The sequence below is a fragment of the Pseudoalteromonas citrea genome, assembly GCF_000238375.3.
Lineage (GTDB): Bacteria > Pseudomonadota > Gammaproteobacteria > Enterobacterales > Alteromonadaceae > Pseudoalteromonas > Pseudoalteromonas citrea.
The window spans coordinates 42,726-64,376 of the sequence record NZ_AHBZ03000025.1 but is presented as its reverse complement, the minus strand read 5'-3'; the positions used below and the strand labels follow the sequence as shown (position 1 = coordinate 64,376).

Annotated in this window: 21 protein-coding genes; 12 read left to right on the top strand and 9 right to left on the bottom strand. The window is 42.3% G+C overall.

What is annotated here, in order from left to right:
- Positions 1-81: 81 nt before the first annotated feature.
- The 3 genes from ubiD (at position 82) to PCIT_RS18015 (ending at position 3,724) form a co-directional block, all read left to right on the top strand.
- On the top strand, positions 82-1,560 hold the full coding sequence (ubiD, locus tag PCIT_RS18025; RefSeq protein ID WP_010366960.1) for a 4-hydroxy-3-polyprenylbenzoate decarboxylase: 1,479 nt from the start codon (positions 82-84) through the stop codon (positions 1,558-1,560).
- A gap of 865 nt (positions 1,561-2,425) precedes the next feature.
- A complete protein-coding gene (gene fre, locus PCIT_RS18020; protein WP_010366962.1) occupies positions 2,426-3,139 on the top strand; it encodes an NAD(P)H-flavin reductase in 714 nt (237 codons plus the stop codon).
- A gap of 180 nt (positions 3,140-3,319) precedes the next feature.
- Positions 3,320-3,724 (top strand): CBS domain-containing protein, encoded by a 405-nt coding sequence (locus tag PCIT_RS18015; RefSeq protein ID WP_010366963.1) that lies wholly within the window; start codon positions 3,320-3,322, stop codon positions 3,722-3,724.
- A 26-nt stretch (positions 3,725-3,750) separates the two neighbouring features.
- Here the strand turns inward: PCIT_RS18015 and add are convergent, their stop codons facing one another.
- From add to cyaY, 7 genes are all read right to left on the bottom strand, one after another.
- Positions 3,751-4,749 (bottom strand): adenosine deaminase, encoded by a 999-nt coding sequence (gene add, locus PCIT_RS18010; RefSeq protein WP_010366964.1) that lies wholly within the window; start codon positions 4,747-4,749, stop codon positions 3,751-3,753.
- Between the two features lie 141 nt (positions 4,750-4,890).
- Positions 4,891-5,997, bottom strand: a complete 1,107-nt coding sequence (locus PCIT_RS18005; RefSeq protein WP_010366965.1) for a heme biosynthesis HemY N-terminal domain-containing protein — start codon at positions 5,995-5,997, stop codon at positions 4,891-4,893.
- Positions 5,994-7,778 (bottom strand): uroporphyrinogen-III C-methyltransferase, encoded by a 1,785-nt coding sequence (locus PCIT_RS18000; protein ID WP_010366966.1) that lies wholly within the window; start codon positions 7,776-7,778, stop codon positions 5,994-5,996. Before PCIT_RS18000 ends, PCIT_RS18005 begins: the two co-directional genes overlap by 4 nt.
- A gap of 1 nt (position 7,779) precedes the next feature.
- Positions 7,780-8,718 carry a hydroxymethylbilane synthase gene (gene hemC / locus PCIT_RS17995; protein WP_010366967.1) on the bottom strand — a complete coding sequence of 313 codons (939 nt, stop codon included), beginning with the start codon at positions 8,716-8,718 and terminating at the stop codon, positions 7,780-7,782.
- 20 nt (positions 8,719-8,738) lie between these two features.
- Positions 8,739-9,623, bottom strand: coding sequence for a DUF2914 domain-containing protein (locus PCIT_RS17990; protein ID WP_010366968.1), 885 nt, complete (start codon positions 9,621-9,623; stop codon positions 8,739-8,741).
- 16 nt (positions 9,624-9,639) lie between these two features.
- Positions 9,640-10,293 carry an alpha/beta hydrolase gene (locus PCIT_RS17985; protein ID WP_010366969.1) on the bottom strand — a complete coding sequence of 218 codons (654 nt, stop codon included), beginning with the start codon at positions 10,291-10,293 and terminating at the stop codon, positions 9,640-9,642.
- Positions 10,293-10,613 (bottom strand): iron donor protein CyaY, encoded by a 321-nt coding sequence (gene cyaY / locus PCIT_RS17980; RefSeq protein WP_010366970.1) that lies wholly within the window; start codon positions 10,611-10,613, stop codon positions 10,293-10,295. Before cyaY ends, PCIT_RS17985 begins: the two co-directional genes overlap by 1 nt.
- 121 nt (positions 10,614-10,734) lie before the next feature.
- On the opposite strand from cyaY, the gene lptM reads away from it, so the two are divergent.
- The 9 genes from lptM to PCIT_RS17935 all read left to right on the top strand — a co-directional run bounded on the left by lptM (position 10,735) and on the right by PCIT_RS17935 (position 19,267).
- A complete protein-coding gene (gene lptM, locus PCIT_RS23355) occupies positions 10,735-10,938 on the top strand; it encodes an LPS translocon maturation chaperone LptM (protein WP_010366971.1) in 204 nt (67 codons plus the stop codon).
- 1 nt (position 10,939) lies between these two features.
- On the top strand, positions 10,940-12,193 hold the full coding sequence (gene lysA, locus PCIT_RS17970; RefSeq protein ID WP_010366972.1) for a diaminopimelate decarboxylase: 1,254 nt from the start codon (positions 10,940-10,942) through the stop codon (positions 12,191-12,193).
- Positions 12,194-12,259: 66 nt separating this feature from the next.
- Positions 12,260-13,090 (top strand): diaminopimelate epimerase, encoded by an 831-nt coding sequence (gene dapF, locus PCIT_RS17965; RefSeq protein WP_010366973.1) that lies wholly within the window; start codon positions 12,260-12,262, stop codon positions 13,088-13,090.
- 20 nt (positions 13,091-13,110) lie between these two features.
- Positions 13,111-13,746, top strand: coding sequence for a DUF484 family protein (locus PCIT_RS17960; RefSeq protein ID WP_010366974.1), 636 nt, complete (start codon positions 13,111-13,113; stop codon positions 13,744-13,746).
- Between the two features lie 3 nt (positions 13,747-13,749).
- Positions 13,750-14,685, top strand: a complete 936-nt coding sequence (xerC, locus tag PCIT_RS17955) for a tyrosine recombinase XerC (protein ID WP_010366976.1) — start codon at positions 13,750-13,752, stop codon at positions 14,683-14,685.
- 47 nt (positions 14,686-14,732) lie between these two features.
- The gene (locus PCIT_RS17950; protein ID WP_010366978.1) at positions 14,733-15,437 is read left to right on the top strand and encodes an HAD-IA family hydrolase; all 705 of its coding nucleotides are present in this window, start codon (positions 14,733-14,735) and stop codon (positions 15,435-15,437) included.
- 100 nt (positions 15,438-15,537) lie between these two features.
- Positions 15,538-17,019, top strand: coding sequence for a peptide MFS transporter (locus PCIT_RS17945; protein ID WP_010366980.1), 1,482 nt, complete (start codon positions 15,538-15,540; stop codon positions 17,017-17,019).
- A gap of 188 nt (positions 17,020-17,207) precedes the next feature.
- Entirely contained in the window at positions 17,208-18,077 is an 870-nt protein-coding gene (locus PCIT_RS17940) for a dTDP-4-dehydrorhamnose reductase family protein (protein WP_010366982.1), read from the top strand.
- A gap of 62 nt (positions 18,078-18,139) precedes the next feature.
- Complete coding sequence (locus PCIT_RS17935; protein WP_010366984.1) at positions 18,140-19,267, top strand: MBL fold metallo-hydrolase; 1,128 nt, start codon at positions 18,140-18,142, stop codon at positions 19,265-19,267.
- Positions 19,268-19,295: 28 nt separating this feature from the next.
- Here PCIT_RS17935 and PCIT_RS17930 read toward each other — a convergent pair whose 3' ends face one another.
- Positions 19,296-20,135 (bottom strand): glycosyltransferase, encoded by an 840-nt coding sequence (locus PCIT_RS17930; protein ID WP_010366986.1) that lies wholly within the window; start codon positions 20,133-20,135, stop codon positions 19,296-19,298.
- A 413-nt stretch (positions 20,136-20,548) separates the two neighbouring features.
- Positions 20,549-21,361 (bottom strand): hypothetical protein, encoded by an 813-nt coding sequence (locus PCIT_RS17925; RefSeq protein ID WP_010366988.1) that lies wholly within the window; start codon positions 21,359-21,361, stop codon positions 20,549-20,551.
- Positions 21,362-21,651 lie beyond the last annotated feature (290 nt).

The window sequence follows — 21,651 nt, the reverse complement described above, 5'->3', positions numbered from 1 at the left end:
ATGTGCGTATAACAGCTTTAGCTGCCATTTCACACATGGCTTGATATACTGCGTAATAACTTTAGGTGGCCTAATAGCAAAATGAAATATAAAGACTTACGAGATTTTATCTCTCGCCTTGAAGAGCAAGGTGAATTAGTACGGATCACACAGCCCATTTCAACTAAATTAGAAATGACTGAAATTGCTGATCGAACTTTACGGGCTGGAGGTCCAGCACTATTGTTTGAAAACCCAGAAGGGTTTGATATCCCAGTGCTGGCCAATTTGTTTGGCACCCCTAAACGAGTCGCCATGGGCATGGGCCAAACTGATGTCAGTGAGCTACGTGAAGTTGGTAAGCTCTTGGCTTTTTTAAAAGAGCCTGAGCCACCCAAAGGCATTAAAGAAGCCTTAGGTCAAATACCTGTTTTTAAACAAGTTTTAAACATGCCAGCTAAAGAGGTACGCAAAGCCCCATGCCAACAAATCGTGCTTAGCGGCGATGACGTTGATTTAACCAAGCTCCCGATCCAGCATTGCTGGCCAGGTGACGCGGCACCTCTAATCACTTGGGGTCTAACAGTTACCAAGGGGCCTTATAAAAAACGCCAAAACTTAGGTATATACCGCCAACAGCTATTGGGCAAAAATAAAATTATTATGCGCTGGCTATCTCACCGTGGCGGCGCATTAGATTATCAAGAATGGTGTAAAGAGCACCCTGGCGAGCCGTACCCAGTTTCTGTTGCACTCGGTGCCGACCCGGCCACCATACTTGGGGCTGTAACCCCTGTACCAGACACCTTAAGTGAATATGCGTTTGCAGGCTTATTACGCGGCTCTAAAACTGAAGTTGTGAAATCAATCTCTAATGATCTACAAGTACCTGCAAGCGCCGAAATTATCCTTGAAGGGTATATTGAACAAGGTGAACTGGCACCTGAAGGACCTTACGGTGACCACACTGGGTATTACAATGAAGTCGATGATTTCCCAGTCATGACCGTTACCCATATCACCCACCGTGAAAACCCAATATACCATAGTACTTATACTGGCCGCCCACCTGATGAGCCAGCTATTTTAGGGGTTGCACTCAACGAAGTCTTTGTGCCAATTTTGCAAAAGCAATTCCCTGAAATTGTCGATTTTTACTTGCCTCCTGAAGGCTGCTCTTATCGCATGGCCATTGTCACTATGAAGAAGCAATATCCAGGGCATGCCAAAAGAGTCATGATGGGCGTATGGTCATTTCTACGTCAATTTATGTACACTAAATTCGTCATAGTGTGCGACGATGATGTCAATGCAAGAGATTGGAATGATGTAATTTGGGCTATTACAACACGTATGGACCCAGCTCGTGATACCACAATGATAGAGAACACACCGATTGATTATTTAGACTTTGCCTCTCCAGTATCAGGCTTAGGCTCAAAAATGGGTATGGATGCGACCAATAAATGGGCTGGTGAAACAGACCGTGAGTGGGGTGAACCCATTGTTATGGATGAAACAACGAAACAACGTGTTGATGATCTGTGGGATTCATTAAACATAATGCCAAACAATCAATGAGCACCGTTTAAAAGTTGCTAAAACGATACGAGGTTCATTCTTATAACTCTAAGCAAGAGGCTGCTCTTTTTTAGTGCAGCTTTATGAGGTGTGTATTACTAGGCGTTTTGACATAAATGGTAATGAGTACAACATCATCAATCATAACGCTGCACGCATCCCGTAAAAACATGTTTAACGAGACATCGACTGGTATCAAATGATGAATTTTGGGTTATAAAAAACTAAAAAAGCAGCCATATGGCTGCTTTAAAATCGTATCGAAACCTTTACTATTCGTGCTTTACGGTTAACACAAAAGCAAATGGCAATTTACCGGCAGTAAGATACTGTCCAGCATACTGGTGAACTCATACATATGACCGGATTCGTATGGTTTGTAGCCGGCTTCATATGACCTGGTTTCGGACCTCCACCACCAATTAGTGGTGTTGCCTCATTCCCTAAAGTTTGGTCATTGTTAGACAGACTTTTTACTGCTTTTTTATTTAATTTTAATTTCATATATATAATCCTTATGTTTTATTTCCGTTATAAGAAATTAAACACTAACGCATAAATACCACCTTTTGAATTGAATAAAATTCAACCAAACTATCGATTTAGTAAATAGGCTAACTCTCAATTTATCATTCATTTACAATGATTTCAGATATCAAAGGTCATTTATAACTGCTTGCAAAAACAGAAAGTGTTCGTATGAAATTAAATATGCAAAGCGCCTAACTCAAAGCCATGCAAATATACTAACCAAGCGATAGGATAACCCCAGCAGCTATGATAAAGTGCCCAGAGTTTATACAAATAATTAACCATATGCTGCACTTCTTAAACAGCCTATGCAGACAGTACGAAAAGGTAACACATGCAAACAGTTAATGCTGACGTGATAGCTATCACGCCACTTACGGACATTATTTATAAAGTGACGCTTAAGCCTGCCATTGCAGCAGAGTTTGAAGCTGGCCATTATTTACAGCTTGTTTTAGGGGAAAAAGACAAGCGGGCTTTTTCAATTGCGAGTAAGCCCTCACAACAAAATGAATTAGAGTTACACATTGGCGCCTCAGCAGCAGACTCTTACGCAGCTCAGGCCCTTGATCACTTACGGCACGCATTTGAACAGCAAAATACTGTTGAGTTAGAAGTGGGTCTTGGTGTATCACAGCTACGCCTTGACTGTCAGCGACCAATTGTATTACTCGCCGGTGGTACTGGCTTTTCCTATGTAAAATCAATGGCAGACCACTTAGCGGAAGTAGGTTGTGAACAACCTGTTTTATTCTACTGGGGTGTGAAAGAAGAATCAGCCTTATATGCGAAAACTGAAATGGAAGCATGGGCTGCCAGCAAAGAAAACTTCCACTTCATTCCAGTGGTTGAAACACCTAAAAACGAGTGGGATGGTCACACAGGTTATGTACACCAAGCAGTAATGCAAGATATTGCGTCGTTAGAACCCTACACAATTTATATGGCAGGTCGTTTTGACATGATAGGCATCGTGCGTGATGACTTTATCAAGCACGGTGCAATACGCGAACATATGTACGCCGATGCATTTGCTTTCATAAAGTAATGCCTAATTTTAAACAGCGTCATAGTATTTGGCGCTGCTTGAGTTTCTGCAATGTGTAAACTAACTACGATCCCCCCCCTTTCTTACATTCCATTTTTTGAATCAATTCAATCTAATTAACCCATTTTATAAATTTAAAGTGCTGGAGCATACTGAGTTCATCAACACAGGAGCACTAAAATGAAAACTGTTAAAGAAGTGATGACGACACATATTCCTGCGATTTATGCAGATTCCGAGCTCACACAAGCGATTGATGAACTACACCAGCATGCGTTATTTTGTGCGCCAGTCTTAGACAAGCATAAACATGTGATTGGCTTTATCTCAGAGCAACAAATGTTGGCACCTTTACTACAAAGTAGCTATTTTTGCGAAGGTAAAGTAACAGTAAAAGAATTGATGACCGATACCGTGGTTTCTGTCAGTGACACGATGAGTATCGTCGATTTAGCACAGCAGATGCAGGGCAATAAGCCAAAAGTTTATCCGGTAATGTCAAATAAGAAAGTAATTGGGCTCGTCACACGAAGCCAAGTCATAGAGGCGTTAAAACAAGATTACTTGAGCTGCTCAGTGCATTAAGCAGCTCAAAGAGGACGGATTAGCTATTAACTCGCTTTTTTAGCTAACAATGCTTTTTTATCACTGTCACTTAAAAAGGCAATTTCTAATGCATTGCGCTGTGCTTGTTCTATATCTTGTGTCGTTAGCCCAGCCTCAGGTGCGGCAACGGCATACTCATTATCAAGTTCAATACCTTGAACTGCAGGATCATCGGTATTAATACAGGCTAAAATACCATGATCCAAAAAGCGCTTAAGGGGGTGTGTGGTTAGTTCAGCCACCGTACTGGTTTGAATATTACTGGTTAAACATGACTCAATACCAATGCGGTTGTCTCTTAGATAATCCATTAGCTTTGGATCTTCAATGGCTTTAACACCATGACCAATGCGTGTTGCGCCTAACTCATTAATGGCTTGCCAGATACTTTTTGCACCTTCGGCTTCACCCGCATGAATTGTGGCACCTAGATAGGCATCTCGAACTTGTTTAAAATGATCGACAAATAATGCGCCAGGATAACCCAGTTCATCACCTGCAAGATCGATAGCAACTAAATCGTTTTTGCATGCCAATAATGAATCAAGCTCGTACTGACATTTATCTACACCGAAGGTACGCGACATAATACCAATTAGATTCACTTTAATATCGGCATTGTGCGTTGCCGATTTAATACCATCAACCACCGCCTCTACTACGCCTTGAGCGTGTAAATCATGTGTTTGTGCCATATAGTAAGGGCTAAAGCGCAGTTCGGTATAATCCATATTCTGTGCAATCGCATCTTCTACGTTTTCTATGGCAATACGGCGACATGCATCATAATCACCAAGCACTTTGACACCCCAATCTAATTTAGCTAAAAATGCCATAAGGTTGGGGGCGTTATCGAGCACACGAACATGCGGGATCAACCCCTCAATATCCGTCGCCGGTAATGGCATATTAAACTGCTGACCAAGCTCTAAAATCGTAGTCGCTCTCACGTTACCATCTAAATGGCGGTGTAAATCAAGTAAAGGTAAGTTGTTATTGATCATAATTCACTCGGCTGCAGATAAAATTTTGCGGATCATACTTGCCTTAATATAAAGATCAAGGACACATGTCCATTTTTAGCACGGCTACCTAGTTATGCAAGTATAAAAAAACCAGCGTATTCGCTGGCTTTTTCTGAGTATTTATTTGAGAACCGCCAATTCATAGGCTTTCTGATACTGTTGGGTCTGCTCATAACTGCGTAATGCCATGCTCGTCCAACCAGTATGCCAATGGCTTTTATTTATGTTGTCAAAAATTTTGGCTGCGAGTTCAAAGTCCTTATCAACATGGGCCATGCACGCTAAACACGCTAATAAGTCAGCGTTATCGGGTTGTTTTTTCAGCTGAGCCTGTATCGCGTGGGTTAATTGTAAATCACCTTCATTCGCAGCACTTATCACTGCCGACACATCGTGATACTCCCCTTTTTTTAACCATTTTAGCAGTACTGGCTGTACCTTTTTAATTTGCCCACTCGCCGCCATTGATTGCAAATAAGGCAGCTGCGCATGCACTTTCAGCGCTTTGGGTAGCTGTTCATAATACCCTTGCCCATCAGATTGGTTTTGCATAAATAAACGCGTAAAGAAGCGCTGCCAATACTCCGCTGACCAAGTCACTTGCTTATGTTTATCATTCAATGTATTTATCAGTTCGACATATTTTTGCTCTAGAAAGAGGCCTTCAAGGTAGGTTGTTATCTCGGTTGATTGCGGCTTTTTCTGCTTCATCGGCGTTTCAAGTAATGCCAAAGCTTGCTCACCTTTATCAGCCTGTAGCCAGAGCTTCGGCACTTTGCTTTGTGCTTCTTCTGACATGGCGGTTAAGTGCTGTAACGCAATTGCCTTCTCGCCTTGCTGCAGTGCAGACTTTGCCAGCAACGCATATTGATAATCTTGCCACTCACTGGGTGCATCCTGCCTCTTGAACGCCACTTGTACTTGCTCATTATCATCATTAAGAGTCGCCCATAGCGCCTGTTGCCAAGCCTGAGAGGCTTTAATTGCACGTTTATGACCAAAGTGCCCCGTTGATTTTCGATAAAGTCGCCAGAAGAATTTAACAACCTTTACGACGAGCCATATGCCAACCGTTAGCATAAAAAGCATGATGGCCATTGCAACAATCGTAGCTTCAACGGTTACATCGTTATACGCTATGAGCACATAGCCCTTTTCATCAATTAATAAATGCCCTGCTGCCATGGCAACAGCAATGGCGATGATGATTAATATCACTCGGATCATTGTAGCCACTCCTGCAACGTCTTCGCTGAGTGTAACGTCACAGTACGATTAAACTCTAGTGATTGACTTTGCATCTGTACTAATTCGTCAAGCATTGCCTGTACAGCGGCAGAATCCTTTTGAAAATAGTCTGTTAGTGTCTTTTGCGCACTCGATAAAGCGCTAAAAAAGACACTGGCTTGTTTGTCCATCAAAGCACTCTGAGCTTGTGATAAATGACTGCGTAACTGTGCCTTTAACAGCTGCTGTTCTTGCTGATCCAGCAGTGGATCAATAACCGCAACTTCGCGATGACGCACCGTGATAAAATCATCCACTAAATTCTTCCATGTACGTGACAAGTTAGTTTGCCAATCATTTACGTCGTTTGAAAGTTGTGTTGTTTGTAGTTGCGTTTGCTTTGGTAAACGTAAAGTTTGCAATTCCAAAGCTGAGACCTGTGTTAGCAACCCATGTAATTGCAAATACCTAGATTCAATTTGTGGCTTTGGTTGTGCCTTGAGTGCTGCAATGTCTTGAGCAATAGCACTCAACAACGCCGTAGAGTTTGGCTCATTCTGCACCACATTACTTAATCTTTGCAGTACCGCAATACTGCCTTGAAAGTCCTGCTCTGCTGACGCCTTAAATTGTGCCATGCGTTGTAAATACAACACTTCACTACTGAGCGCACCACTGACTTGCTGTTGAGCTGAGTTCAATGCAGCTTGCAGTTGTGTATCAAATTGCTGAGTCTGTGCTGCTAAGCGTGACTCAATTTGCATATCAACTTGTTTTTGCTGACTTTGCAATTGAACTAGTTGCTCGCGAGTGGTGTTCAATTGCTCGCTAAGTTGGCTATTTTGTTGCTGTAATTGTTCAAGCGCAAGGTAAGTTTTATCACTGATTTGTTGACCATGAATAATTAAACCAGCCGTGGCTGTGCCACCAACTAAAGCAACCAACAAAGCAAGTACACCCACTTTACTGACTTTTTGCTTCACGACTTTCTCTATTGAATGTGTTTCATTTTGCGGATCTTGCTGTTCACTCATTAGGCTACCTTGCTGTGTTTTTTCAGGCATAATACTGTTAAATATGGCCTCATCGCTGGGCCCTGAAGCAACTGTAATACTAGAAGATGCGAGTTGATATTGCTGCATCAAATGATCGGCACTACGCTGACTCACCAAATAGAAATGACATTGCCTTAACCAATTCAAAGACACTTCATTGGTGGTATTAAATATAGCATCGATTGCCGCGTTACTGGTTATGACTATACCGTCAATCTTGGCTTCTCGCCAGTGGTCTAACCAGGCATCTGATGTTGCCTTTATTGGGCTGCGCATATAAACATTACATTGATTTAATATTGCACCACGCTCTTTTAAGGTGTGTGCCAATAACGTTCGGCCCCCTTGGCCTTTGATTATCACCACCTGTTTATCGGCAATAGCATGCAACTGAGTAAGCGCCAGCACACCTTCAGAGTCTTGCTGCTCAGGTATGATGGCTTTACGTCGATAGACGGTATCAATGACTTTTGCTGTTTGTGCACCAACAGCAACGATAAGCGCTGTCGGTGGTAATTGCGGGAGATGTGCAGCCAGTCCAGTGACTGCATCTTGCGAGATAAATAAGATCACATCAGCATCAGTTATTGGCGACAACTGACTGCTATTTACCGGTAGCATCTCAAGTTGAAGTGCTGGCGTTTTAACAATATCAACTTTTTGAGCTGTCAGTAACTCAGCTAGCTGCTCGCCTTTTCCTTCAGGTCGAGTAATTGCGATAGGCATATTATGCGTCTCTGTAAACCTCAGCTAAAATTTTATCAGCGCCTTGCGCTAATAATTGCTCCGCCAACTCAACACCAATTTGCTCTGCTTGCGCTACGGGGCCGCTTGACTGGGCATGCAAAATTTCACTGCCATCAACCGCACCAACCAACCCGCGTAAATGCACCGTGTCGCCCTCAACCTCTGCATATGCGCCAATAGGAACCTGGCACCCCCCTTCTAAGCGACGGTTCATAGCTCGCTCGGCATTAACGCGAATACGGGTTGTTGTGTGCTCTAGCGGCGCGAGTAACGCTTGGACACGCTCATCATCGATGCGACACTCAATGCCAACTGCACCTTGACCATTGGCAGGTAAAGACATTTCGGGTTCAATATATGCCGCAATACGCTCTGGCATTTCCAGTCGTAATAACCCAGCAGCGGCTAAAATAATGGCATCGTACTCACCGTTATCAAGTTTAGCTAAACGAGTATTCACGTTACCGCGGAGATCTTTTATTTGTAAGTCTGGGCGTAAGGCGCGAATTTGACACTGGCGGCGCAAACTAGAAGTGCCAACGACTGCCCCCTCAGGAAGCGCATCTAATGTTTTGTATTGATTAGACACAAAGGCATCTCGTGGGTCTTCACGTTCACAAATAGTGTGCAATGCTAGGCCGTCAGGGAACTCGACAGGAACATCTTTCATAGAGTGCACAGCAATATCTGCACGACCATCCATCATAGCTTGCTCAAGCTCTTTCACAAACAAGCCTTTGCCACCAATTTTTGCCAAAGGGGTATCTAAAATAATATCGCCTTGCGTCGACATAGGTACCAGCTCAACGGTTAAGCTAGGATGAAAATGCTCTAACCGTGCTTTTACAAACTCAGCTTGCCACATAGCCAATGCACTTTTTCTGGTTGCAATACGCAGGATATTTGTTTGTTCAGTCATGATTTGCCTTAACTCTGCTCTTATTGAGCATCTGGAATAATACGAAAAGATTTTTGGGCTAAGAGTTGCCCTTGCTGAGTAACAACTTCAACACGCCATTGCCCAGTTTGGCTTGGCATAATATTTTTACTTGAATAAGTACGATATCTGACCGCACCTACCGTCAAAGGAATTTCGGCCATTAACTGGTCTTGATGAAACCATAGATGATGAATTGTTTTACCTTGTAGATTTTTTATTTCAGTAAAAAAATATAGCTTTTCTGAAAATTGCGTACGCTTTAAATTATCTTTTAAAACATCAATCGGCTCGCGCTGTGCAATGCCGGTCGTCAACACCGCCCGACTGACCACATTGGTATCTATTTTTGCACCAAGTGCGACATTAGCGACTTGTGCTGATTCTGAGAAAACCGTTTCACTTACACTTGAGGTGCTTTCTTGATCAACGTCTTGAATCCCTTTAGTCCCAATATCTTCAACCGTCTCGACAGTCATGCTCTCTAAATCTTGAGCAGTGCCGGCCTCGGTAACTACTTCGATAGCAAGCGCCAAATCACCGGCAGCAACAGAGTTATCACTGTCTTCAGTGGCAACAACAGCCGCCACGTCATCATCTTGATCAACTCTATTTTGCTTCACTGGCAATGTTAATACCTCAACAGACATAGTTTCATCTGCTGATTGTGATGCAACAGTCACCTCATCGATTGTATTTACGGGTATCTGAGGTTTTATTTCATCAGCGTTTACAGCATTGGTTAAACCATAAGTCACACCTGCCGCAGACAACAACACAACACCAGAAACCGCAAAAATACGCCGCCAATGCCATTGATAACTTACCGTTTGAACGGTAGGTGCCGTTTTAGTCACGGCCGTTTTGATGACTATCCGTTGTGTCATTGCTGCAGTTCCTCTATTAAGATAATGTGGCGATTAACCATTTACGGATCGCCGTTAACTCTTCATGGCATACTTGATGCGCCATCGGGTAATCCTGCCAACTAATATCATACCCTTGCTCACGTAATGTGTCGTAAGCCAAACGGCCTAACGCCATAGGCACTACCGGATCTTGATTACCATGAGCCATGAAAATATTTAATTCATTTTGTACGGCCTCAGTAGCTAACTTAACAGGCGCGCACATATAAGTCGATAACGCCATAACACCGGCTAATTTTACCGGTAATCTTGGTGCTAAATGTAAAGAGATAACGCCACCTTGCGAGAAACCGGCTAAAATAATTTTTTCAGGCGCTATCCCTTTTGCGATTTCAGCATCAATGAGCTGCTGAACTTTCTCGGCTGACTCTCTAACACCCTGCTCATCAGCGCGGCTTTCTGCATCCATTGATTTAATGTCGTACCAAGAACGCATAACCATCCCACCATTAATGGTGACCGGTTGTTCAGGCGCGTGTGGGAAAATGAACCTGACGCCCAATTCATCGGGTAGCTTTAACTCCGGTGCAATCGGTAAAAACCCGTCACCCGAATCACCCAGACCATGTAACCAAATAATACTGGCTTTATGCTCACCACGAGCTGCATATTCTACAAAAGGTAACATTAATCGTGCTTCCATTTAATTTCTGTGCCCGCCTGACGCGTCGCTGCGTCACACATAAATTGCCAAAATTCAGCGCCAGAGCGATTATCAATCCACTTATCACCATGTAATTCAAAATGGTGTCCATTAAACTTCGTCGCTACCCAAACCTGATGTAGAGGCGCTTGCTTGTTGATGATAATTTTACTTTTATCGGCAAACAAAATCTCTAAAATGCCTGACGCAGACTCGTAATCTAAGTCCGCGTCACAATCATCAATTTGATCTTCAATGGTAAACATTAAAGCTTCTGCTAGTTCATGGTACTCGTGATCTGTCATAGCACTTTCCTTTTTCAGCACAATTTATTTACGATGCAGCTAAAATACCTAGTCGCAATAGCTGCTTTTTTTACGAATTCTGTTACTCTGCGATTATAAAGGCACTGACATCATTAATCTAATGAAAGCGATACTCTCTCAAGCAAGCATGTTTATTTTAGTCTTATTAAGCGTTCTGACCTTAGCTGGGTGCGGGCAAAGTGGTGTGTTATATCTCCCTGAACACCAACCTAACCCCGATATCAATACCTCTGAGGCCAAAAATCAATCAGCACAGCCCAACAACTTGAAAGATGTTGAGCCAATACATGACAAGGAGCAATAGCATGGACTTTTTCCATTATAAAGATCAACAGCTGTTTGCTGAAGAAGTTGCCGTCGCCGATATTGCCAAACAATACGGCACGCCCTGTTATGTCTATTCAAGAAAAACATTTGAACGTCATTATCATGCATTTACAGATGCCGCTGACGGACATCCACGCCTTGTGTGTTACGCGGTAAAAGCGAACTCTAACATTGCGGTACTCAATGTGTTGGCAAAGCTTGGCGCTGGTTTTGATATTGTCTCAAAAGGTGAATTAGCAAGAGTTATCGAAGCCGGTGGAGATACCAGCAAAGTGGTGTTCTCTGGGGTCGCCAAAACCTCAGATGAAATTGAATTTGCGCTGGCACATAATATAAAGTGCTTCAATGTTGAATCGGTTGCCGAACTCAAGCGTATCAGCCAAGTCGCCCATAGAGTGAATAAAATAGCACGCATCTCAATTCGTGTTAACCCTGATATAGACGCCAATACACATCCTTATATTTCTACGGGTTTAAAAGAAAATAAGTTTGGTATTGATATTAAACAGGCCTTTGATGTCTATCAACTTGCATACGCACTGCCAGCGTTAGATGTAGTTGGTGTAGACTTTCATATCGGCTCACAATTGACCGACGTTGAACCATTTCTCGCTGCATTAGATAAAGTACTAGCTTTGATTGAACAGCTAAAATCCGCAGGTATCGAGTTACATCACCTAGATATTGGTGGTGGATTAGGTGTGCCATATGACAGTGAAAAGCCGCCTCATCCCAGTGCTTATGCCGCTGAAGTAAAAGCAAAACTAACCAACTACCCTCATCTAGAACTGGTGTTTGAGCCTGGCCGGGCCATTGCTGCTAATGCCGGCATACTCGTAACGCAAGTTGAGTACTTAAAACCTAGCCAAGAAAAGCACTTTGCCATTGTCGATGCTGGCATGAATGACATGCTACGCCCTTCTCTCTACCAGGCATGGCAGAACATTATTGCAGTCGCACCAAGAGATGATGGTACACCAACACATAACTATGATGTGGTAGGCCCAGTCTGTGAGACAGGCGACTTTTTAGGAAAAGATCGGCCGCTTGCCATTCAAGCGGGGGATTTACTCGCCCAGCGCAGCGCCGGTGCATATGGCTTTACAATGAGCTCTAACTATAATTCACGCCCTCGTGCCGCTGAACTAATGGTAGATGGCGACCAATGCTATGTGGTAAGACAAAGAGAGACATTACAATCATTGTGGCAAGGTGAGCAATTACTACCATAATTTGTATATCGCAATGACAGAAAAATCATGGCAAGGCAGCCTTAGCAGGAGTAGTTTTAAGACATTATGTTTGTAAATTTTTCAAAAATGCACGGCTTGGGTAATGACTTTATGGTGGTTGATAACGTCACTCAAAACGTATTTTTATCTCGCGATCAAATTAAGAAACTCGCCAATCGACATTTTGGGGTGGGTTTTGATCAATTGTTGTTGGTTGAAGCGCCCTATTCGCCAGAGTTAGACTTTCACTACCGAATTTTCAATGCTGACGGCTCTGAAGTTGAACAATGTGGTAATGGCGCTCGATGCTTCGCTCGTTTTGTAAGAATGAAAGGCCTGACCAATAAACACAAAATATCAGTCTCAACTAAGTCGGGTAATATTACGTTATACATAGAAAAAGATGGTCAAGTAACCGTTAATATGGGTAACCCACACTTTGCACCAAGCAGTATTCCGTTTAAAGCCACTAAGCCAGAGCTGACTTACATTATGCGTGCGGATGATCAAACGGTATTTTGTGGCGTGGTTTCTATGGGTAACCCGCACTGTGTAGTGGAAGTAGATGATATTGAAACTGCCGATGTAAGCACGCTCGGGCCATTACTTGAGCACCACGAACGTTTTCCTGAACGCGCTAACATTGGATTTATGCAAATAATTAATAATGAACACATAAAGCTGCGCGTATGGGAGCGCGGCGCACAAGAGACGCTAGCCTGTGGAAGCGGCGCATGTGCGGCCGTTGCGGTCGGCATTGCACAAAAAAAGCTAGCCAGTACAGTTCAAGTTGATTTACCTGGTGGCAGTTTACAGATCCGCTGGCAAGGTGAAGGCCATGCCGTAAAAATGACCGGCCCGGCAGAGCATGTTTTTGACGGCCAAATCGCACTGTGAATAACCAATGAGATAACACAATGAGCAAACAGCAATTACCTATTGATGAACAACAGATCTGTGAGTATTTAACACGCCACCCTGATTTTTTTAGGCATCATCAATATGTATTGCTTGAACTCGAATTACACGCGCAAAGCCAAGGCTTACCTAATTTAGCACTACAACAGCAGCGCTTATTGAGAGAGCAAAACACCCAACTTAAAACACAGTTGGCCACCACTGCTCGATTAGCCCTAGAGAATGAAAGGGTGTTTCGCTTATTCAGCCAATGCCAACGTCAGCTTTGGCGCTGTAATAGTTTCTCAGAGCTGTCTAAACAACTTGCTGATACACTCTGTCAAAGTCCCCATATTATTGCCTGTGAATTACTGCCGTATAGGGAAAGCTTAAGGGCTATGATTGATGCACGTTTATCACAAAAAAATAGCTACCTAGGTCGCCTATCTGGGCAAGAGCACCTGCTACTTTGGGACAAAGATTCTGTTCCTCACGCACGCTCAGTCGCCTTGTATCTTATTGGTAACGTAGCACAGCCTGAAGCTATTTTAGCATTTGCCAGCGATGAAGCTGCGCATTTTAGCTCTGACAATGACAATTTGTTCATCAACGAATTTATCACGTCCCTTGAGCTTCGCTTGACTGATTTGGCGTAAAGCATGTCTGAGGCTGCGACTGAATTGTCTGAAGCGTGGTTAGCACCCATAGGTGATTTTATGGCTTATTTGAAGCATGAACGACAGTATTCACCACATACCCTAACCCAGTACAGTACTCAATTGCGCCAAGCAGCCCATTACTTTCAACCTTATAGCCCTCATTGGCTACAGGTATCTGCTGAGCAAATACGTCGCTACAGCATGCATTTACGAGCCAAGCAATATAATCCTCGCACCATCAACCTAAAATTAAGTTGTATCCGCAGCCTATATAAATTTTTGAAAGTAAAGCATATTCAACACGCTACTATTGCCAACCCTGGTGAGGGAATAAAGGGTCCTAAATTTCAGCGCCCACTGCCGAAAAATTTAGATGTTGATCAAATGGGGCAGCTGCTCAATATTCAAGAGGATGACGCCTTAGCACTGCGCGATAAAGCCATGATGGAACTGATGTATTCCAGTGGCTTACGTATTAGTGAACTGGTGAATGTCAATATAGGGGATATTCGCGAAGGGGAGATTCGTGTCATGGGTAAAGGCAATAAAGAACGCGTGATCCCCGTCGGTAACAAAGCGCTCGATGCACTGTCACAATGGCTAATAATTCGAGAACAAATGGCGGTGCCTGAAGAGCAAGCCGTATTTGTCAGCAAGCGAAAACAACGGATCTCTATTCGCCATGTGCGCGAAAGAATGAAAGAGTGGGGTATTAAGCAAGGGGTTAGCACCCCTATTCATCCGCATAAATTACGCCATTCGTTTGCCAGCCACCTACTAGAATCAAGCGGTGATCTGCGGGCAGTGCAAGAGATGCTCGGTCACACGAGTTTATCTGCTACACAGGTTTATACCCATGTTGATTTTCAGCACTTAGCAAAAGTTTACGACCAAGCGCACCCGCGCTCGAAAAAACAAAATAACGATCCGAATTAAAAGAGTTTCAGTATAATAAAGTCATTCCTTCTTTTTAAAATACCACCATGCGATTTAATAAAGCCCTTAGTAACGTCAGCGTACTCAGTTTTGATCTCGACGACACCTTATATAACAATCACCCAATTATTAAAGCCGCTGTACAAGCGCAGTTAACTTACTTAGCGAGTATCAAGCAATGGACTGAACAAGGCCCTGATTTTTGGTCGCATTGTCGTAATGAAACTGCAAAACAGTACCCTAAGCTTATCGACGATGTGACCAAGTGGCGTCACGTGGCTCTGCAATACGGTATGGCACAATTAGGGTTCACAGCGCCCCAAGCTGAGCAATATGCACAAGAAGCGTATAGCGCGTTTAGTCATGCCAGAAGTAATATCACTGTAGAGCAATCCGTGCTTGAACTCTTACATACACTGCGTAAAAAATACCGCCTTATCGCCATCACTAACGGCAACGTTGAGGTCGAAAAGTTTAATCTAGCGGGTGAGTTTGATGTTGTATTAAAAGCAGGACCTGATGGAGCAGCCAAGCCCCATAGTGCACTATTCGATAAAGCAGCAGCATTACTGAATGTTAATAAATCTGAGATTTTACATATTGGTGATAGCTTAGACAGTGACGTTCAAGGAGCAAATGATGCAGGATGTCACAGTGTATGGCTAAATGATCAATCATGCCAATACGCCTACAAAGGTTTAGCCCATGTGGAAATAAAAAATATTTATGAATTATATCAATTGGTTGAATAACAGGCTTTTAGGTTAAAATAACGCCTTTAGTTGCATTTGCTGTGTGTTTAACGTACTAATGGTTCCAAATAATTACAACGATAATAACGGGACCCTAGCTATGTCTGCACAAGATACGGGCTTTTTTGGCCACCCAAAAGGCCTCTCGACCCTATTTTTCACTGAAATGTGGGAGCGCATGAGTTACTACGGAATGCGCGCTTTATTGGTACTTTTCATGACTGCCAGCTTACAAGAGCAAGGCTTGGGCTTTACTGTCGCCTCAGCAGCAGCAATTTATGGCTTATACACGGGTGCAGTCTACTTCTTAGGGTTACCTGGCGGCTGGATAGCCGACCGTTTACTCGGTGGCCAAAAAACCGTGTGGTATGGCGGTATCATTATCATGATCGGCCATATCATTTTGGCTATTCCTTCCACGCACTCCTTCTTTATTGGGCTTATTTTTGTTGCCCTCGGTACTGGGTTACTCAAACCGAATATCAGTGCTATGGTCGGACAGCTATACAAGTCTGATGATGAGCGCCGAGACAGCGGTTATGCCATTTATTATATGGGGATCAACTTAGGCTCCGTGATTGGTTATTATGTCTGTGGTTATTTTATGGAGCATGTCGGCTGGCATTATGCATTTGGCGCAGCCGCTGTGGGCATGGCCATTGGCCTAGTTCAATACCAACGTACGCTCGGAAACATTGCCACTGTCGGTGAAAAGCCAGCCAACCCACTCGCACCCAAACACGCCAAACAAGCTTGGCTGGCCATCATTGCGACGCTTGGTGTTATTGCCGGCGTGACAACGTTAACGTATTTTGGCGTGATAGTACTTGAGCCTGTACAGCTAGCAAAATATGTCGCAGTGGTCTTTACCTTAGTCTTTTTTGTTTACTACGGCCTAATTTATTTTAAAGGCAACTTGAATGAAGATGAGCAGAAAAAGATGTGGGCACTGTTTTTAGTCTGTATTGCATCAGCATGTTTTTGGTCTGGCTTTGAGCAAGCGGGGTCGTCATTGAACCTATTTGCCCGCGATTATACGGACCGTATGATCGGCACCTTTTCCATTCCTACCGCATGGTTCCAATCAGCCAATGCACTATTTATCATCATCTTATCGCCTTTCTTTGCCGCGCTTTGGATCAACTTATCAAAACGTATGATATCGCCTTCCTATAATTTAAAATGTGCGGTTGGTTTGATCATTATGGCCAGCGGCTTTTTGGTTATGTTTATGGCATCGCAGTATGCAGCACAAGGCCTAAAAGTGGCGCCTTATTGGCTTATCACCACTTACTTCTTACACACAGTAGGTGAACTATGTCTAAGCCCAGTCGCACTCAGTGCAGTGAGTAAGCTCTCGCCTAAACGTTTCGCAGGCCAAATGATGGGCGTCTTTGTTTTAACTTATTCGATTGGTAATATTATTTCAGGGCTATTGGCTGGCAACTTTGACCCGAATAAAGTAGATGAAATGCCAAACCTTTACCTACAAATCAGTCTTTTCTGTATCGGCATCGGTATTATTATCGCCTTGCTGAGCATCAAATCTAAAGTTTGGGAAGGGCAACAAAAGCTAGCTTAACTTAATATATGGGGGGGCAGAGATGCTCCCCATCTTTTTTACATCAAGTGCCTACTTAAACCACATCTGAAACCTCTTAATTTGTTTTAAAACTTTCGTTAAACTAGGTGGAGTTAGAATTCAATCAGTCAGATGTTAATTTCTGGCAAGTATGCAAAACCCACATGGCCTCGATTTAAGGAAACCAGATGAAGAAAGTGATGATAACAGGTGCGACAGGTATGTTAGGTAGAGCGCTTCTAAATACACTTAAGCCAATTTTTGAAGTCATTGGCACAGGTTTCAGCCGCGCAAGTGACAATATCGCAAAACTTGATCTCAATGACCAAGAAGCTATTTGTCAATTTTTAGACACACATCAGCCTGACGTACTGATTCATGCGGCAGCAGAAAGAAAACCCGATGTCTGTGAGCAATCACCAGAACAAACCTTAGCGCTTAACGTACAAGCAACACAGTTTTTAGCGCAGCAATGTAAACTCAGAAACATTCGCCTTATTTTTATCAGTACCGACTATGTATTCGATGGAACACAAGCACCCTATATTGAGAATTCAGCAACTAATCCACTCAATTTTTATGGCCAAAGTAAACAACAAGCAGAACAAGCTGTATTAGCAAACAGTGAATTGCACTCCGTGATCCGTGTGCCAGTGCTATATGGTGATGTCACCCATTTAGCTGAATCAGCTGTCACTGTCATTGCGGAGCAAATTAGCGAGACGCAGCCCTCAGAACATGATCATTGGGCTATTCGTTATCCCACTCATGTAGAAGACATCGCTTTAACACTCAGAGATTTGCTTAAACAACCAGATAATTTAGGCGGCATATTTCATATTTCTAATCACCAAGCCATGAGTAAATATGACATGGCCTGCATCATTGCCGATCACCGTAATTACCCACGCTCTTTATTAACGGCGCTCCCAACCCCATCCCAAACAGCACAAAGGCCATATAATTGCGCGCTCAAAGACACTCGCCTCACTAAGCTTGGTATTAAGCATCAACGAGATTTTAGTACTGCGATTAAACACATTCTTAGTAGCCAGTAACATTTTATTTCTGAGTATATTATAGTGGCCTCAAAACTGGGTCACTTGTGATAAGGATAACCATGCGAACCACTAAAGCGGCAGCGTATAGCACCCTATTTATCAGCATTATCACGATTACATTAACAGGATGTCAGCAAACACCGATTAAAACCCTAGATAACCCCGAATTTGCTAAAAATGCGCAAGGTGAATATACCAATCAATACCCTAGCACCTACCAAGGTAAAGGCCCACATCACCCTTATGATGACATTGAGTTCCTCACAAAAGAAGAAATTCAGCCTGTAGAGCCGAGTTTTATTAATGTTGGTTCATTTACTGGACTCAGTAAAAGCGCAGGTTTTAATTATCAAGATTTGCTCTACCCCACACCTCGTATCGATGAACACGCACGTCAAACGCTCACATGGTTGGGACATGCCAGTTTCTTGATACAACAACGCCATGACGATGCATTTCTAACTGACCCAGTCTTAGGTGAATTTGATGGCGCGGTTGGCTGGTTAGCCCGAAAAATCAACGACGAAATGGCACGCTTAGGCCCAGCTCCATTTCAGAGTGATGACGTGCAATTTGTAGATGGCGCAGTCATTTCACACAATCATTATGACCACCTAAGTAGCGATACCCTCAATACGCTTGCACAAGGCACTGAGTTATTGCTACCACTGTCTGTCAGCGATAACCTTAATTACACACAAGGTCCGATCACAGAGATGGACTGGTATACGCAAACGACTGTCGGCCAAACTAATGTCCATTTTTTACCCGCTCATCATTTCTCTCGCCGCGGTTTAAGCGACTGGAATGAAACATTATGGGGTGCATGGCTATTTGATGATGGTGAACATACCATCTTCTTCGCAGGCGATACCGGATATAGCCCCATTTATAAGGATATGTATGCCAAGTTTAACGGTTTTGATGTCTGCTTGATGCCGATTATTGCGTATGATTATACTTACCGTAGCATTCATTTCGCGCCAGAGGATGCGGTCAAAGCCGCACAAGATCTAGCGTGTAAAGTGTTTATTCCATGGGGCTATGGAACTTGGTTGCTCGGTTATGAACACGTCAATGAACCACTGCGCCGCTTGCAAAAAGCATTCGACGATATAAAACCAGATATGACGTTAAAAATACTGAAAATTGGTGAAAGTGTTCGTTATAGCGAGCTGCTTAACTAACACCTAGCTTTAAAACGGTGCCGCATTTTTAGTGCGGCACAAACCAATTACTGCATTGTTTGATCAGCCAATTTGGCAACGGATACTTTTTACATACCACAGCTAAGTAATCGTGCCATGCCTGTGCTTTAAGCGCGTCCATGTGATCTTTTGGCAAAATATTCTGATAAAGCGCTGCGAAGTCTTTCAAAAACTGAACATCTCGGCGACGGCTATTTCTTGCATAGCCCTTACCAGCATAATGGATAAAGTCTGCATCTAAATAGCCTTCTTGACCAAACATATCCATACGATTAAATCTTATAGATAGCTCTTCATGCTTAATGTCGTATTTATGCAGTGTATAATTAAAGCATGTTTGTTCGTAAAAACGAATTTTATTACATAGCTTTTGTAAATCACCAATATGAATATGAGAAAACAATTCACAGGCTTTAGATATTAATATAACACCAGCATTATAGTAAACAGGCTTCCCTTCAATTGTAGGCCAATTGGCCTTCCCTAAATAATCCTCAACTGATTTCCTTTCATCGCTCCTATGACAGTTTCGACCTTCATTCAACATATAGACGACTTCCAAGTCTGTATAAATATCAAAAATATTTTCAGCTAACGGGTGAATAAGTACATCTGCATCTAAATACAAAACCCGTTCATATGTTTGCAATAGAGAACCAATGCTTAACTTTTCAGCCCAAGCAGGACTGGCATGAAACTTAGGGTTGTCAATTTTCACCTGATAAGTAATTTGATTTGAAACAATTAAATCAGCTCCAACCTTGTTGGCGTAATGCTGAAAGCTAGCAATGGCTGCTTGGTACATAGGATTATCACCAATCGCAAGTGTAAATATCGCTTTTCTCACAAAATTCCTTTTAATAACTTTATTGAAAGGCAATATAATTAATCACATTAAACGTCAGCACAACCCCATTTTAAAAATAGTAAATCAAATAGAAAACTTAAATATTAATTCCAAAGAAAATAAATGTAAAAAATCAAACAATGCAGTTAACAACCAATTGATTTAGGCTTGCAACTTTCAGTTAACCACATCACCAGGAAGATATTTCTTACATTATTAACCATTATAAATGACAAATACCATATTAAAAACAAGGCCACAAACAAAACACAATCTCATAAGCCTATAAAAACCTTATAATTGATATTACGTACAATTTAATTAACCTAGAAGCTCCTGTGAATTAGGGCCTAAGAGAAATTAAAATGATAGTGTATTGTGCAAATAACTTCTTATATAAATATTTATAGTTACTACTGAGTTTTATCTTTAAGCCACCTAGAAAAGGGCCTACGAGCTTTAATGTGTTTCGAAAGGTGAGGGGACTCTAATAACTCTTGTACAGAATAACGAGTAATTACTCGCTTTAACTCTTCATGAATAAAAATTCTCGGCTTCTTATGCCAATAGTGGTAGACAGTACTATCACCCACAGTAAGCACATTCCCTTTTTTCTGCAAAAATAAGCCCAGCGCAAATTGTTCCGCAGTATGAAATGTAATTCTTTGACTAATCTCTTCCATCAACCAAAGTACAGGCTCGAACATTTCTAAATGAGACTGTTCTACTCCAATAAAGCCAGAGTTATACATAGGGTCTACTTTTGAGATGTGATAAGTGCCATGTACAGGGTGACTAAAAGTCTGCTCTAATACATTTTCATATTGACGTGAAAATCGCTTTTTACTTAAGTGGCCTTCTAGTTTATGCAATACACTTTGATTGGTTGAAATCTCATCAAAGTAATGCATGATGCTTTTTTTAACTAAAGTGTCCGTGTCTAAAAAAATCGCAGTTTTAACATATTTTTCCAGTATGTGCCTCAAACCACTCAATTTAAGTCGAAAATGATAATTAGACTCACCTAACCACTCAGATTTTAGCGTATCATCTAACTTAACAACCTTTACTTGTTCCGTTTCACTGAAAAAGTCAGCCATTTCAGCCAAAACAACAACTTTTGCGCTTGGATTGTGTAAAAGGAGTGATGAAATACTACCAACCAATTCATTGTAGTGCCGTAATTGAGTACCATACACAACATAAGCAAATCCTTTTTCTATCATAATATAACCACTTCCTCTTCTATACTATTTAGAACAATAACTACCTACTGACGCTAAATAGGAAACACACAAATAAAGAAAAAGTATAACATAATAGTAAGTTGCACTTCGATGTGTAAACCCATTCAGAAACCATGATAAATATTTTTCATAAAAAGCCACCTCTAATAGCCCTAACTTCAACTACTCCCTCTGCTTGCATGTCTGATAAGGTCGAATTAGTTAACACGAGAAGATGGCGCCCAACATTGCTTTACCGTATTATTAAATATCATTCTATTTATTAAAAT

Excerpts from the sequence above, each read along its gene's own strand:
- fre (WP_010366962.1), top strand. The coding sequence starts at position 2,426 with ATGCAAACAGTTAATGCTGACGTGATAGCTATCACGCCACTTACGGAC.
- PCIT_RS17990 (WP_010366968.1), bottom strand. The coding sequence starts at position 9,623 with ATGACACAACGGATAGTCATCAAAACGGCCGTGACTAAAACGGCACCT.
- PCIT_RS17935 (WP_010366984.1), top strand. The coding sequence starts at position 18,140 with ATGCGAACCACTAAAGCGGCAGCGTATAGCACCCTATTTATCAGCATT.
- PCIT_RS17985 (WP_010366969.1), bottom strand. The coding sequence starts at position 10,293 with ATGTTACCTTTTGTAGAATATGCAGCTCGTGGTGAGCATAAAGCCAGT.
- PCIT_RS17925 (WP_010366988.1), bottom strand. The coding sequence starts at position 21,361 with ATGATAGAAAAAGGATTTGCTTATGTTGTGTATGGTACTCAATTACGG.
- lysA (WP_010366972.1), top strand. The coding sequence starts at position 10,940 with ATGGACTTTTTCCATTATAAAGATCAACAGCTGTTTGCTGAAGAAGTT.
- PCIT_RS17950 (WP_010366978.1), top strand. The coding sequence starts at position 14,733 with ATGCGATTTAATAAAGCCCTTAGTAACGTCAGCGTACTCAGTTTTGAT.
- PCIT_RS18005 (WP_010366965.1), bottom strand. The coding sequence starts at position 5,997 with ATGATCCGAGTGATATTAATCATCATCGCCATTGCTGTTGCCATGGCA.
- add (WP_010366964.1), bottom strand. The coding sequence starts at position 4,749 with ATGATCAATAACAACTTACCTTTACTTGATTTACACCGCCATTTAGAT.
- PCIT_RS18000 (WP_010366966.1), bottom strand. The coding sequence starts at position 7,778 with ATGCCTATCGCAATTACTCGACCTGAAGGAAAAGGCGAGCAGCTAGCT.
- hemC (WP_010366967.1), bottom strand. The coding sequence starts at position 8,718 with ATGACTGAACAAACAAATATCCTGCGTATTGCAACCAGAAAAAGTGCA.
- ubiD (WP_010366960.1), top strand. The coding sequence starts at position 82 with ATGAAATATAAAGACTTACGAGATTTTATCTCTCGCCTTGAAGAGCAA.
- PCIT_RS18015 (WP_010366963.1), top strand. The coding sequence starts at position 3,320 with ATGAAAACTGTTAAAGAAGTGATGACGACACATATTCCTGCGATTTAT.
- PCIT_RS17960 (WP_010366974.1), top strand. The coding sequence starts at position 13,111 with ATGAGCAAACAGCAATTACCTATTGATGAACAACAGATCTGTGAGTAT.
- cyaY (WP_010366970.1), bottom strand. The coding sequence starts at position 10,613 with ATGACAGATCACGAGTACCATGAACTAGCAGAAGCTTTAATGTTTACC.
- lptM (WP_010366971.1), top strand. The coding sequence starts at position 10,735 with ATGAAAGCGATACTCTCTCAAGCAAGCATGTTTATTTTAGTCTTATTA.
- xerC (WP_010366976.1), top strand. The coding sequence starts at position 13,750 with ATGTCTGAGGCTGCGACTGAATTGTCTGAAGCGTGGTTAGCACCCATA.
- PCIT_RS17940 (WP_010366982.1), top strand. The coding sequence starts at position 17,208 with ATGAAGAAAGTGATGATAACAGGTGCGACAGGTATGTTAGGTAGAGCG.
- PCIT_RS17945 (WP_010366980.1), top strand. The coding sequence starts at position 15,538 with ATGTCTGCACAAGATACGGGCTTTTTTGGCCACCCAAAAGGCCTCTCG.
- dapF (WP_010366973.1), top strand. The coding sequence starts at position 12,260 with ATGTTTGTAAATTTTTCAAAAATGCACGGCTTGGGTAATGACTTTATG.